15 protein-coding genes and 1 other RNA gene are annotated in these 13539 nt (G+C 38.3%); 6 read left to right on the top strand and 10 right to left on the bottom strand.

From position 1 onward, the window contains the following. The first annotated feature begins 348 nt into the window (after nt 1-348). The gene (locus AC0KVP_RS06455; RefSeq protein WP_473339731.1) at nt 349-789 is read left to right on the top strand and encodes a hypothetical protein; all 441 of its coding nucleotides are present in this window, start codon (nt 349-351) and stop codon (nt 787-789) included. A gap of 139 nt (nt 790-928) precedes the next feature. Here AC0KVP_RS06455 and AC0KVP_RS06450 read toward each other — a convergent pair whose 3' ends face one another. The 5 genes from AC0KVP_RS06450 to AC0KVP_RS06430 form a co-directional block, all read right to left on the bottom strand. Beyond that, entirely contained in the window at nt 929-1660 is a 732-nt protein-coding gene (locus AC0KVP_RS06450) for a histidine phosphatase family protein (RefSeq protein ID WP_004696597.1), read from the bottom strand. A gap of 54 nt (nt 1661-1714) precedes the next feature. Further along, on the bottom strand, nt 1715-2569 hold the full coding sequence (locus AC0KVP_RS06445) for a 3'(2'),5'-bisphosphate nucleotidase CysQ family protein (RefSeq protein ID WP_473339729.1): 855 nt from the start codon (nt 2567-2569) through the stop codon (nt 1715-1717). Between the two features lie 498 nt (nt 2570-3067). Beyond that, nucleotides 3068-3319: a hypothetical protein gene (locus AC0KVP_RS06440; RefSeq protein ID WP_473339727.1), complete on the bottom strand. Its 252-nt coding sequence runs from the start codon at nt 3317-3319 to the stop codon at nt 3068-3070. A 320-nt stretch (nt 3320-3639) separates the two neighbouring features. After that, complete coding sequence (locus AC0KVP_RS06435; protein WP_004696593.1) at nt 3640-3885, bottom strand: hypothetical protein; 246 nt, start codon at nt 3883-3885, stop codon at nt 3640-3642. A 115-nt stretch (nt 3886-4000) separates the two neighbouring features. Beyond that, on the bottom strand, nt 4001-4933 hold the full coding sequence (locus AC0KVP_RS06430) for an IS5 family transposase (RefSeq protein ID WP_473336427.1): 933 nt from the start codon (nt 4931-4933) through the stop codon (nt 4001-4003). Between the two features lie 671 nt (nt 4934-5604). On the opposite strand from AC0KVP_RS06430, the gene AC0KVP_RS06425 reads away from it, so the two are divergent. The 4 genes from AC0KVP_RS06425 to AC0KVP_RS06410 all read left to right on the top strand — a co-directional run bounded on the left by AC0KVP_RS06425 (nt 5605) and on the right by AC0KVP_RS06410 (nt 8585). After that, complete coding sequence (locus AC0KVP_RS06425; RefSeq protein ID WP_473339724.1) at nt 5605-6279, top strand: HAD-IA family hydrolase; 675 nt, start codon at nt 5605-5607, stop codon at nt 6277-6279. After that, a complete protein-coding gene (locus AC0KVP_RS06420) occupies nt 6272-6715 on the top strand; it encodes an RNA-binding S4 domain-containing protein (protein ID WP_004696588.1) in 444 nt (147 codons plus the stop codon). The genes AC0KVP_RS06425 and AC0KVP_RS06420 overlap by 8 nt, the downstream gene beginning before the upstream one ends. 114 nt (nt 6716-6829) lie before the next feature. Then, nucleotides 6830-7873 carry a recombinase RecA gene (gene recA, locus AC0KVP_RS06415; RefSeq protein ID WP_005401034.1) on the top strand — a complete coding sequence of 348 codons (1044 nt, stop codon included), beginning with the start codon at nt 6830-6832 and terminating at the stop codon, nt 7871-7873. A 106-nt stretch (nt 7874-7979) separates the two neighbouring features. After that, nucleotides 7980-8585: a regulatory protein RecX gene (locus tag AC0KVP_RS06410; protein WP_234963751.1), complete on the top strand. Its 606-nt coding sequence runs from the start codon at nt 7980-7982 to the stop codon at nt 8583-8585. 110 nt (nt 8586-8695) lie between these two features. Here AC0KVP_RS06410 and AC0KVP_RS06405 read toward each other — a convergent pair whose 3' ends face one another. The 3 genes from AC0KVP_RS06405 to ffs all read right to left on the bottom strand — a co-directional run bounded on the left by AC0KVP_RS06405 (nt 8696) and on the right by ffs (nt 11088). After that, nucleotides 8696-9691, bottom strand: coding sequence for a hypothetical protein (locus AC0KVP_RS06405; protein WP_473339717.1), 996 nt, complete (start codon nt 9689-9691; stop codon nt 8696-8698). Between the two features lie 53 nt (nt 9692-9744). Then, nucleotides 9745-10677 carry an IS5 family transposase gene (locus AC0KVP_RS06400; protein WP_473336427.1) on the bottom strand — a complete coding sequence of 311 codons (933 nt, stop codon included), beginning with the start codon at nt 10675-10677 and terminating at the stop codon, nt 9745-9747. 314 nt (nt 10678-10991) lie between these two features. Continuing rightward, an RNA gene (gene ffs / locus AC0KVP_RS06395) (signal recognition particle sRNA small type) lies at nt 10992-11088 on the bottom strand. 274 nt (nt 11089-11362) lie between these two features. On the opposite strand from ffs, the gene AC0KVP_RS06390 reads away from it, so the two are divergent. Then, nucleotides 11363-12208 (top strand): YbgF trimerization domain-containing protein, encoded by an 846-nt coding sequence (locus AC0KVP_RS06390; protein ID WP_473339715.1) that lies wholly within the window; start codon nt 11363-11365, stop codon nt 12206-12208. Between the two features lie 59 nt (nt 12209-12267). Here AC0KVP_RS06390 and lpxA read toward each other — a convergent pair whose 3' ends face one another. Both lpxA and fabZ read right to left on the bottom strand, forming a co-directional pair. Continuing rightward, a complete protein-coding gene (lpxA, locus tag AC0KVP_RS06385) occupies nt 12268-13056 on the bottom strand; it encodes an acyl-ACP--UDP-N-acetylglucosamine O-acyltransferase (RefSeq protein WP_078388772.1) in 789 nt (262 codons plus the stop codon). After that, nucleotides 13053-13538 (bottom strand): 3-hydroxyacyl-ACP dehydratase FabZ, encoded by a 486-nt coding sequence (fabZ, locus tag AC0KVP_RS06380; RefSeq protein ID WP_010326983.1) that lies wholly within the window; start codon nt 13536-13538, stop codon nt 13053-13055. The genes lpxA and fabZ overlap by 4 nt, the downstream gene beginning before the upstream one ends. Nucleotide 13539: the final 1 nt, after the last annotated feature.

The raw sequence follows: 13539 nt of genomic DNA, 5'->3' as shown, positions 1-13539 counted from the left end.
AAAACTTAATTATTTAACACTATTTTCTATTCATATTCAATTTACATAATCTGTCACTTCAGAACATATTTTTTATAAACCTTAAAACTAAAGTCCGAAAAGTAAAAGTTCTGTGACAGGGCTTGAATTTATGAAAAATAATGATGAGTTATACTTTTGAATTTGCACCAATATAGTGCCAATATTTGTCAGTCAATTTCTTTAAAAAATATATTTCAATTAATTTTCTTTGTAAGCACGTAGCTTATTTTAATTTTTAGATCCAAAATGACTAAAATCCCATAAATAAATTATGGTATTCTGTTTTCTTATAATGAAACCACATAGAATGTTCTACTGGGGAATAGCATGATTAATAAATTTCTTCCAACACTTGAAAAATTCCAACCGACAGAACAACAATATATTGAGTATTTTCATGCCAAGGGTGAAAAAGACATACTCGCCAAAGTCATCTCAAATATGCGCGGAACCGCAGAAATTCAGGCTTCTCAGGGCGTTGATGCGTGGTTAGGCTATGGCGTCTATTTGCCTGCAATTGAACGTATTTTTGCACTACACCAAGGGGAAAGCGAAGCTGAGTTTTATGACCGTACTCAATATCCAGCCGATGTTGTCAATGCATATACCCTTTCGAATCATGAGATTGCCACGCTCATTGCTGCAGATAAATACAATCGCATTCATCAGCACAGCGTAGCAGTGAATACCTCATTATGGCCTTTAAATGATGAAGGCCTGAGTATCGACTTGCTCGATTTTCCCAATCGACTCAAAGCCAAAATTTAAACTTATGCGATATAGCATTTAATAAGGTTGACGAATGATCGATCTATAAATCTCGTATATTCTTTTTCTCGTTCAAACGACCGCTTAAATGAATCAACGAGATTTATAGCTGATTTTTTTTTATTAATAAAAAAAGTACTTACAGATTTTGAAATTCATGAATATTCAGTTCATTCATTTCTCCGCGCCAAATCCATTTCAATTTTGATTCCAAAAACACATCCCCCTCAAACCACACAAAAAGACCTTCCATCATTTTCGGCCAGTCTTCTTTGGTCACAATCGTACGCCCTGAAATAACAGCCAAAATCGCAGCTAAAATCGTGTCATGACTGACCGCAAGGCTCAAACCATAAGGGTTGTTCGGATGCGTGTTATATATAAGCTCCAATACATCTACGACACCGTGAATCGGATGCTTCATACCGGGTAAGGCATTATTCACAAAGCTATTAATAAATCCTAGAGCGCCTTGACGCTGAAAATAAGGGCCGGCTTGCTTAATATCCAAAACAAAACTGCCTGGCTCAACCAATAAACCTTGTTCGATAATTTCAATACGGTGGGTATTTGGCTCAAGGGTTTGTCCATCTGCCCCTTGAATCATTAGCGCAGCGGTATCAATACAACGTTGAATTGGGCTAGAAATACAGTGTTGTATCACTCGATCCGTATTATCGATCAGATAGGAACCCCACGCCTCCGCCAAATCTCGCCCTTGATGCGTCAACTGTAAATCATAGCCTGCAAGCCCCTGACCCGTAACAACTTCACGAATGGAATGACGTGTAAACAACGTCACTGGCGTTTTTGCATCTGGCAATAAATCAATTGCCTTCAACATACTAGGTGGGAGTAACTCTAAGGCCATAATCACTAGCAACTCAATAATTCAAAAAACACTATAGCACGCTCAGTTTTTAGCTCAAGCCGACGAAGGCATTAGTTCAAGTGCTTGTAATGCCAGTTTTTTCATATCGTTATTTCGATATGCAATAAAACCGCCATTCAGTAAACTCAATCTTTGGTTATATACGAATGGTCGTCCCTGAAAATCAACCAAACCACCACCGATCCGCTCCAATAAACACTGTCCAGCACTGGTATCCCACTCACTCGTTGGGTGAAAGCGCGGGTAAATATCGACTCGATCTTCCAACACCATACAGAACTTATATGCGCTCCCAGCGCGATACTCTTGAATAGGCGTAAGTTTTTCCAACTGCTCTAAATATACTTGATACTGCGGCTTACTCTGACTACTTTGACTTAAGCCGACTTGAACTGCACTGTAGTTTTCAACTGGAACATATACAGACCATACGTCTTTTTCAATATTGTATTTTAAAGGCTGACCTTGTAGTGGACAGAAGTAAATTTGCTGTTCACAAGGAATAGCCAGCACAGCAAAAGTTGTATGGGCACCCTCAATAAGACTGAGATTAATGGTGAATTCAGGACGTTGATGCAAAAATTCTTTGGTACCATCTAAAGGATCAAGCATCCAAAAAGACTGCCACTGCTGTCTATACGCATGCTGTCCTTCTTCAGAAAGAACAGGCAAATGAGGAAAGGTGTTGTTTAAAGCATCAGTAATAAATTGATTGACACGATAGTCCGCTTGCGTGACGGGTGAATGATCGGATTTTCGTTCAACTGTAAAATCACCACCTGCAACATAAGCTTGATACTCTGCTCGTAAAATCTCGCACGCTTGAGTCACAATCGGTACAAGTTGCAATATCAGCGCATCTTGAGGTGCAGTTGTGGGCTTAAACATGAGACCGCCTTTTTATTCATTAAGTTATAGATCGAGAAGTTCATCTATTGGGATAGCAGCATGCTGATCGCCTCGTATTCAACGGTATACAGTCACCTCAGAGGAGAACACGCGAACACTTTTTCAACACTGCCTTAAAAATATTATACGCCTAAGACACTCAGGAAATATCACTCAATTCCAATTCTTCTTTTGACTTTGGGTTGAGTGGTCCAATCAACCTGACTTTACCTTTACCCACACCTTAAATATTGAGACTAGAGAAAGTCACAAGCTGACCGTTTCTAATTTGTACTCATTCTTAATTTCTTTTCAGCGCTTTTGTACATCCAAGTGCTTTCTTTATGAAAAATCATCGCGCAAAAAAATCCCACGCATGGGAGCGTGGGATATAAAACAAGAAAAGCTACAGCGCTTTAATTTCGAGTGTAGTATAAACCTGCATTTAAAATACATCAATTAAAAAATGCACTCTTTCTCCAGTTTTTTTAAATTACTTTACAGCGACTCATTTTTATCTGAACACTTCACTTCTAATTGATACTCATCCTGCGTCACTTTGATCTTAATCGTTTGATACTTTCTTTTATTCGGATCCATAGCCGAACTAGCGACTTCATGCAAAAACTTTCGGTCATTCATAAGCTCGCTATATGCTTTATAACCAATCAAAATCTTTTCAGGCTTTTTATTTTTGGAAATTAATTCTTTTAGAATATCGTCTAGTTCATTTGCAGTAACAATTGACATATCGAAGCAACTCAAAATAAAAAAGATTATCCATGAATAATATGATCAAAAGATGTCAGAAATCATCTTTCTCACTATTTTCATTTCAATAGAAAAATAAAAGCCCGATCAGTATGAAAACAAATCGGGCTTTTTGTCTGTAATCACTCAGACCAGAAAGTTATTATAATAAAAAACCTGTTTACCTCTCTCCAAATAAACAGGCTTAACTGCACAAACATCATCTAATCATTATATTTTCATTGCTTTATGTCACACACTCTACAGCTCAAATATTTCAAATAAATGAAACCTTAAGGTTTTTTAACACAATTCAATACTTAATCATCATTACGTAAAAAGGTTAACTCATATTCATCATGCGTAATTTTAATCTTGGTATTACGATAAGTCCGCTTATTTGGATCTAAAGATGAACTCATTACATTTTCTGCAAATTTTTTATTCGACATAAATTTTGCATAGAGCATATAACCAATACGGATTTTTTTAATGGCCTTTTTCTTACCTTTTGCTTCATATTTATCTAAGGTTTCATCTAAAAAATCTAAATTTAATTCACTCATCCATTCCTCTCTATTTTATTCTCATTCGCCACATCTTTTTTAACCGATTCTTGTGTAAATAACGGCTTTGTTGCACAAAGATTTAAAAATTAAGATTTCCCATATCTACTCAAATTTAAGTGGCAACTTGGGTGTGAGGTCGGCCTAACTCTGTGAATTTATTTAATACTGCTACACGTGCATGCATCTCATTGACTTGGCTTTGAAAGTTTCTCGAACTGAGTTTATCCCCCAATAATTTGATGCAATGCATCTTAGTTTCGACCAAACTTCGCCGATGATAGCCTGACCATTTTTTCCATAGTGTCCTGCCTAAACGTTTAACTGTTCGAAGTAATTCATTTCGCTCTAGCGAGCTGATCTTTGTATCTTTCCAAGGTTTCGCATTTTTTCTTGGCGGAATCACCGCATGCGCTTGCCGATCTGCAATGACCTGACGGCATTGCTTGGTGTCATAAGCTCCATCGGTATAAACAGAGTCAATCTGATCATCTTGTGGAATCTGATCGAGTAAATCACCAAGCACTTGTGAATCACTCACATTATTTGTAGTGAGTTGAATAGCGCGTATTTGAAGGGTTTCAGCATCTATACCAATATGAAGTTTACGCCATTGGCGACGATATTCAGGTTGGTGTTTCTTACGCTTCCATTCACCTTCGCCTAGAAACTTTAAGCCAGTAGAATCGACGAGTAGCTGGAGACCATTACTGCTTTTTTGATAGTTAATTGCAATATCAATATGCTTTTGTCTTCTGCAGATGGTGGAATAGTCTGGTGCTGTCCAATCTAATCTACAAAGATGAATGAGACTTTGCACAAAGCCAGTGACCATGCGTAAAGACAATCGAAATAGGGATTTGATCATCAGACAGCATTGGATGGCTGTATCTGAATAAGTTTGATTTCGACCATGTTTACCTTTGGGTTGAGCGTACCATTGAGTCTTGGGATCGAACCAAATTGAGAGATTTCCTCGATTTATTAATGCACTGTTATAAGAAGACCAATTGGTTGTACGATAGATTTTAGGTGTGGGCTTATTCATTTGCGAATTATATTGCCGAATAAGACTTTATCGGTAGGTTTGTGCAACAAAGCCGTAAATAACCAGAAAAACCACTTTATTTTTTATTTTTGTCAGAAAACTTACTTTTATTGCGCTGGGCTGGATACAACGAATCTTTCTCCATCAGTTGAAGTGATTTAAATTTAGCTTCAAACATAAAAAATCGCCCTCAGGTGGTGTTAATAGTATCGATGTAAAATGAACATTTGATGAAATAGATTAGATAGATATGAGAGCCGAATAGCTAAGTGGTACTGAAAAGCTGAAAAAACCAATGATGCAGTCCATTGTAATCCATGGCTGATTTAGGTCAGCAGCAACAGTAGAGGTTTTTCTATAATAATGACTGCTCTAAGTGTTCTCATCGGATGTTTACAAAAACTCTTCCTTCTCCATAAGGTGAATCATTTCTTATGTTGAAGTTCAATATTGTTGTGGATCAATGTGCGATTAACACATCTTATATACTCTGACTTAAAAAATTGAGATCCCATATTCTTCAATTTTTGACAATGAGGTATGCAAGTCCGTAAGCTTATGCAGCTATACGCTATAATTACGCCATATTTGCATAAAGCAAAACGGCTAGATCAGTTGCTAACTGTTTTTTATAGCAATTGCTGAATTTTGAAACATTGGAGATTTTTTGAGTGGAAAAGCCAATTATCATTTTTGATATGGACGGTACATTACTGGATCTTGCCTATGATGATTTTATTTGGAATCATCAGCTTCCTATCCGTTATGCTGAACAACACCAGTGCTCTTTAGAACAAAGTACTCAGGCCTTGTTTCAGTTTTATCAAACCCATAATCACACACTCAATTGGTATTCTACGCGCTTTTGGACAGCCAAAGTCGGCGTAGATACACTCGCCTTACAGCAGGAATTTAAGCATAAAGTTGGCCTGCGTGAAGGCTGCCTTGAACTTCTCGACTATTTAAAAAACAACGGCTACCCTTGCTGGCTTGCCACTAATGCGGACTGTGAGGGACTCAAGTTCAAACTCGAACACACGAAACTAGCCTCATATTTCGATGTCATTATTAGTAGTGAAACTCTCGGTCATGCCAAGGAGTTTACTGAGTTTTGGCAACATCTCCATGAACGCCATCCTTTTGCAGCCACACAGTGTTACTTTATCGATGATACTGAAAAAGTTTTAAAAGGTGCTGAAAGTTATGGTATTCAAAACCTATTTACCATTGCTCAACCCTCATCACTAGGTCAAAGCAAGACATCCAGCCCTTATCCGATCTTAAATCAGCTCACCGATTTAATTCCTTATTTAGAGCAAGCTGAGGTCACTGCCAAATATGCGTAAATCCACTTTAGCGGAAGATGCTGTCGGCATGCGCATTGACAAATGGTTATGGGCAGCACGTTTTTTTAAAACGCGCTCCATTGCCAAAAATGCAATTGAGGGGGGCAAAGTTCACCACAATGGCGAACGTGTCAAAGTGTCGAGAGAAGTTCGAGTTGGAATGGAGCTCACCATACAACAAGGCATTGACAAGAAAACCGTGGTGATCAAAGAACTTTCTGACGTGCGTGGCCCTGCTCCTGTTGCCCAAAAATTATATGAAGAAACTGAAGTCAGTATTACACGACGGGAATTGATTGCAAGCCAAAGAAAGTTGCATAATCTAGCTCGACCTGATCACCGTCCAAGTAAAAAAGACCGACGTGATATCAGTAAGTTTAGACAAGAAAATGATCAACAATTTGACCAGTATTGGTCTTATAATGATGATGAATGACATGCGTCATATTGTGTCGCACACGATCTGACTTTTATAGAAGATACAGACTAAATCTGTCACTATACTGAGCATATTCAGTAAATATCCGTGACATCGTTTTGAGGTTGTAAGATGGATGATAATAAAAGCAAGGCGCTCAATGCTGCGCTAAGCCAAATTGAAAAGCAGTTTGGTAAAAACACAGTAATGCGTCTTGGCGATAACACCGTACAAGCTGTTGAAGCGGTATCAACGGGTTCTTTGACACTTGATATTGCTCTAGGCATTGGCGGCTTACCGAAAGGTCGTATCGTTGAGATTTATGGTCCTGAATCTTCAGGTAAAACAACCATGACTTTACAAGCGATTGCCGAATGTCAAAAAGCAGGTGGTACATGTGCATTTATCGATGCAGAACACGCTTTAGACCCACAGTATGCGCGTAAACTTGGCGTAGATATTGACAATCTACTGGTTTCTCAGCCTGACCATGGTGAGCAAGCACTTGAAATTGCAGACATGCTAGTTCGCTCTGGTGCTATTGACCTCATCGTTGTCGACTCTGTTGCAGCATTGACACCACGTGCTGAAATTGAAGGTGAAATGGGCGACTCACACATGGGTCTCCAAGCACGTTTAATGAGCCAAGCATTACGTAAAATTACAGGTAATGCAAAACGCTCAAACTGTATGGTGATTTTCATTAACCAAATTCGTATGAAAATTGGTGTAATGTTTGGTAGCCCTGAAACCACTACTGGTGGTAATGCGTTGAAATTCTATGCGTCTGTGCGTTTAGACATTCGCCGCGTAGGTCAGGTCAAAGAAGGCGATGAAATCGTTGGTTCTGAAACCAAAGTGAAAGTTGTAAAAAACAAAATGGCACCTCCATTCCGTGAAGCGCTCTTCCAAATTTTATATGGTAAAGGCGTCAACCACTTGGGCGAACTCGTAGACTTAGCTGTTCAACAAGAAATCGTACAAAAAGCAGGTGCTTGGTATTCATACCAAGGTGATAAAATTGGTCAAGGTAAAAACAATGTGATCCGTCACCTTGAAGAAAACCCTCAGTTGGCTGAAACCATTGAGAAAATCATTCGAGAAAAACTACTGACGACTGCAAACGCTGCGCCTGTAGAAGAGAATGAAGAAGAGCCAGACTTTTTAGATGCTTAATTAAAAGTATCGAAAAAGATTAAATGTTATTACACGACATTTAGGCTTACACTAAGAAACGCCCTACGGGGCGTTTTGTTTATTCAGATCTATTTCATCGTCTATTATGCCTAATTCAAAATTCCCCAAACTTCTTGACTATGATGCTCTCAAACAACAGTTTGGTGAGGAAGAATCCCCTGCTACTCAATACTGCCACACACAAGTAACACAAGAAACTGTTGATGCTTTAGATTTTGATGAAGAGAATCAACCCAAACCCACAGGTTTAACAGGTTCTCGTCTACGTTCTTATGCCTTTGCAGTATTAACACGTAAGGAATATTCAAAAGCAGAATTGATTGAAAAATTGGCCACATGGGCAATGCACCGCGAAGAAGTGATTACACTGGTTGAAGAGCTTTCAGCACAAAACTATCAGAGTGATCAACGTGTGGCTGAGATCACTTTATCGAGCCAAAAGCGTAAAGGCAAAGGCCCTAATCGCATTAAACTAGCGCTTAAAACTAAAAAGATTGACACTGGTTTAATTTTAGAAGAACTAAAAGAAACAGATTGGGTCGAACAAGCCTATCAACTCAAAGTTAGAAAGTATGGAACTGAGGTCGCAACAGATCCAAAACTAAAAGCCAAGCAAATCCGTTTTTTAATGTATCGTGGCTTTGAAATGGACGCGATTATGAAAGCGATTTCTAGAAAAGTGGAAGATTAAATGGCTATTTACCTACACTACCCTACACATGATTGATCTATCATCTAGCTATATCAAGAAAACGTAAACAAGCTTATCAGCTATTAAACCTTAAATGCTAAAAATCTAATTTACTGCCGCTCATAAGCTGACCAAGTGATGCCTAAGTTACCTTTATGTAGTGTCATCTTATAACTACCATCAACACTCGTATTATAGTATTCACTAGATCTTACTTTGAGACGTCGCACCTCACCATCAAACATTCGAACATCCAAATAATAACTTGCATATCTATTTCTTCTAGTGCTGCTCTCACTCTTCTCCTTATTTACGACCTGCACATCTTGAGAACTTAAAATACTGTTATCATTTATGCTATTCACAATACCCACCAAACTCACAGAATAAATACCGACAATAGGTAGAGCAAGTGCGATCACCATGATCATTTGCCGCTTCATTTTTTGAGCAAACTTTTTTTTAAATACAACATATAGAGCTGATAGCAGAAAGCTCATACATATCAATGAATAAAATAAAAAAGCTAAATCGTGGTGCTGGATAATATCCCGTAAAAATAAAATATTGCATGCAAGCATAATTAGAAAAGCCAGCATCTCGTTAGAGATTTTAGCCTTTTGCATATAAACAATATAAAAATTACGATGCTTTGGATAACTAAGATATAGATAAACCAATGCCATACCATGAAATAAAAAATCTGACCAATCAAATATAGTAGCTAAAAAGAAAATAATAACCGTCAATACATCTAAAATTTTTCTAATTCTTAATGCATATTTTAAATATTTTTGTTGCTGTTCACTGGAAATATTTTTTGTATGTTCTTGTATAAAATTTTGTTCTTTCTCTCGCTTATTGACGGCCTCAATATCTTCAAAATGCGCCATAAACATATTACAAATTCTTTTATATGACTCAAAATCTGAACTAATATTGACAACTTGATGATGCTGATCGACCAACAATAGACGACTTCTTTTTTTAAAATGTAAGATTTGGTAGCCTTTTATTTCACTATAGAGTACTTTTTTGACTGAAAAAACTTTACGATAGAGAAGATGGTCTTCATTAAAAACAATTTCGGTATTTATACTTTCCAACGGCTTTGTTGCACAAAGATTTAAAAATTAAGATTTCCCATATCTACTCAAATTTAAGTGGCAACTTGGGTGTGAGGTCGGCCTAACTCTGTGAATTTATTTAATACTGCTACACGTGCATGCATCTCATTGACTTGGCTTTGAAAGTTTCTCGAACTGAGTTTATCCCCCAATAATTTGATGCAATGCATCTTAGTTTCGACCAAACTTCGCCGATGATAGCCTGACCATTTTTTCCATAGTGTCCTGCCTAAACGTTTAACTGTTCGAAGTAATTCATTTCGCTCTAGCGAGCTGATCTTTGTATCTTTCCAAGGTTTCGCATTTTTTCTTGGCGGAATCACCGCATGCGCTTGCCGATCTGCAATGACCTGACGGCATTGCTTGGTGTCATAAGCTCCATCGGTATAAACAGAGTCAATCTGATCATCTTGTGGAATCTGATCGAGTAAATCACCAAGCACTTGTGAATCACTCACATTATTTGTAGTGAGTTGAATAGCGCGTATTTGAAGGGTTTCAGCATCTATACCAATATGAAGTTTACGCCATTGGCGACGATATTCAGGTTGGTGTTTCTTACGCTTCCATTCACCTTCGCCTAGAAACTTTAAGCCAGTAGAATCGACGAGTAGCTGGAGACCATTACTGCTTTTTTGATAGTTAATTGCAATATCAATATGCTTTTGTCTTCTGCAGATGGTGGAATAGTCTGGTGCTGTCCAATCTAATCTACAAAGATGAATGAGACTTTGCACAAAGCCAGTGACCATGCGTAAAGACAATCGAAATAGGGATTTGATCATCAGACAGCATTGGATGGCTGTATCTGAATAAGTTTGATTTCGACCATGTTTACCTTTGGGTTGAGCGTACCATTGAGTCTTGGGATCGAACCAAATTGAGAGATTTCCTCGATTTATTAATGCACTGTTATAAGAAGACCAATTGGTTGTACGATAGATTTTAGGTGTGGGCTTATTCATTTGCGAATTATATTGCCGAATAAGACTTTATCGGTAGGTTTGTGCAACAAAGCCCTTTCCAACAACAAATAAAAAATACAGAATAAAACACAGAGACAAGATATAAAAATACCTACGACAATATAATTTGAGAATCCATTTGAAATAAAATATAGAATTGAGAAATAGATAAAAATAATGGTAATTGCAAAAAATAGAAGAAAAAGCAGAATACTTTTCACTTTCTCAGAGGATTCAATACTTACAACTAGACCTGCATCAATGCCATAGTAGTCTTTCATTTTTATTCTTTTTATTTATAAAACTGGTGGTAACCCTACCAGCAAGCCTTCGGCACATCATATTTCTACTACCGTTGCTACCTTCCGGTCCTGGCGGGGTTCGTAGAGTACAATTGCGAAGTAACCGGCAGGGCTACCATTGCAAGAACAGAGTATAGAGATTTTTCCCTAAGTTGCAAGCCTATAAACGACTTTTCAATAAGCATTTCATTCAATTGACTATTTATAAAACAAACTCAAGAAAAATCGCTCAATTATTGGTAACGACTAGGCTACATTCATTTACCTAAATATACGACAACAATGTAAAAGCTTATTGCAATTCATAACGTTGCCGTTTTTAATGGGGTAAATGAATTTTGTTTGATGTGCCCCCCATCAAAGCCTTATAACACGGATATTTTATGATGCTAAAGAAGCATAGCCTATGTGCCCTCACCCTACTTTGCACAACGCCTGTTTTCGCCAATATTCCAATTGAATCTCGCGGCTTAAGCCAAGCAACGAACAATAGTGTCAATCCAACCAGCGTCGCAGTAGACACAGGTGCGAGTGCAACAGCAACCAATATTAATTGGCAAATCATGCAAAAGAACCAACAATTAGAAAGTGATTTGCGTAGCTTACGCGGTAAACTTGAAGAGCAAGACAACGAGATCGCTCAACTCAAACATGAGTTGGAAAATCGTTACGCTGACCTAGATCAACGCTTAGAGTTACTTCAGCAAAAAGTAGATCCCGAAGCGAGTACTACAACGGAGGATAACCAACAGGATACTCCTCCCAGTAACACCACAATCACCAACCCCAGCAGTAACACAACCGCAGCCGCAGTAAACAAAGCACCTATAGTGGTCAGTACTCAAAACACATCAGAACCATCAGAGCTAGAAAAAGCCGCGTACACTGTCGCATTGGATGCCTATAAGCAAGGGGGTGCCAAGAAAGCTATTGCACCCATGCAAAATTTTATTAAAAACAATCCTAACAGTGTTTACATCAGCAATGCATATTTCTGGTTAGCTGAATTTAATTTAGCGATTGAACCCACCAACTATGCAGAAGCGAAAAAGAACTACGGGATTGTAGCAAACCAATATCCTAATTCTTCGCGCGCGCCTCGAGCCGTCTATCAACTCTATAATATTGCCAAAGAAGTGGATAAAAACACGACTCAAGCCAATCAATACAAAGCCAAACTCCTTAAACAATATCCCAAGTCTGAAGAAGCCTCTTTCTTTAAAAAATAATTTTCCTAGAGATATAAAAAAAGACACGCGAAGTGTCTTTTTTTATATCTAGAATAAGCTTAACGCACAATACCGCGCTCTGATTGCTCTAATGAATCGATGAGCAATTGTGCTTCAGCAACTTCAGGCAAAATTTCTGCACGGATACGCTCTAAAGCCTGCTCTGTCGTTAAGCCTTCTTTATAAATCAATTTAAATGCAGTACGTAAACCTTGAATCACATTTTTAGACCAACCTTTACGACGCATGCCTTCAACATTCATCGCAAAAGCATGTGCAGGATTACCAGAAACCATCACATAAGCAGGGACATCTTTCACAATCAATGATGCGCCACCAATCATACTATAAGAATCAATCTTACAGAATTGGTGTATGCCCGAGTTACCGCCGACAATCACATAGTCACCTACATGAACATGACCAGCCACGCCGACATTGTTTGCAAAAATATTATGATCACCGACCACGCAGTCGTGCGCAATATGCGTATTCACCATTAAAAGATTATGGCTACCAATCTTGGTTATACCGTGATCCTGAACCGTACCACGGTGTAAACTACAATGTTCACGAATTTTATTATGGTCGCCAATTTCTAACCAGGTCTCTTCACCTGCGTATTTTAAATCTTGACAGACCTCACCCACGCTTGCGAATTGGAAAATTTCATTTTGCTCTCCAATACGTGTATAACCACCGACCACTACGTGCGAATGTAACTGCGTACCTGCACCAATGGTGACATTTGGACCAATAATACAATACGGTCCAATCTTTGCATCTGCTGCAATCACGGCAGATGCATCGATGATTGCTGTTGGGTGAATAAATTCGTTATTGCTCATGATTGCTCTATTTTCTGATGCGAAACCATAATTTCCGCAGATGCTGCTACTACACCGTCAACGGTGGCAATACAATTATATTTGTAAATACCACGTTTCTGCATGACCAATTCTGATTTTAACACCAATTGGTCGCCTGCAACGACTTGCTTTTTAAAGCGAACTTTCTCTGCACCTGCGAACAAGAACAAAGAACCTTCACTTGGTTTCTCATTGTTCATGATGAAACCAAGAATACCTGAAACTTGCGCTAATGCTTCGACAATCAAAACACCAGGCATAATTGGATAATTAGGGAAATGGCCTTGAAGGAACTCTTCATTAATAGACACATTTTTATACGCCACAATTCCATTTTCAGTCACATCAACAACACGATCGACCAATAAAAAAGGATAGCGGTGTGGTAAGTACTCACGAATGGTTTGAATCGTCATTGGCAATTCAGGTTTCGTGAAACTAGTAGAATTCGACTCAGTCATC

It is taken from the genome of Acinetobacter sp. DL27, assembly GCF_055810995.1.
Note: the sequence above shows the minus strand (reverse complement) of the source record. Positions and strands in the feature narration are given on the sequence as shown.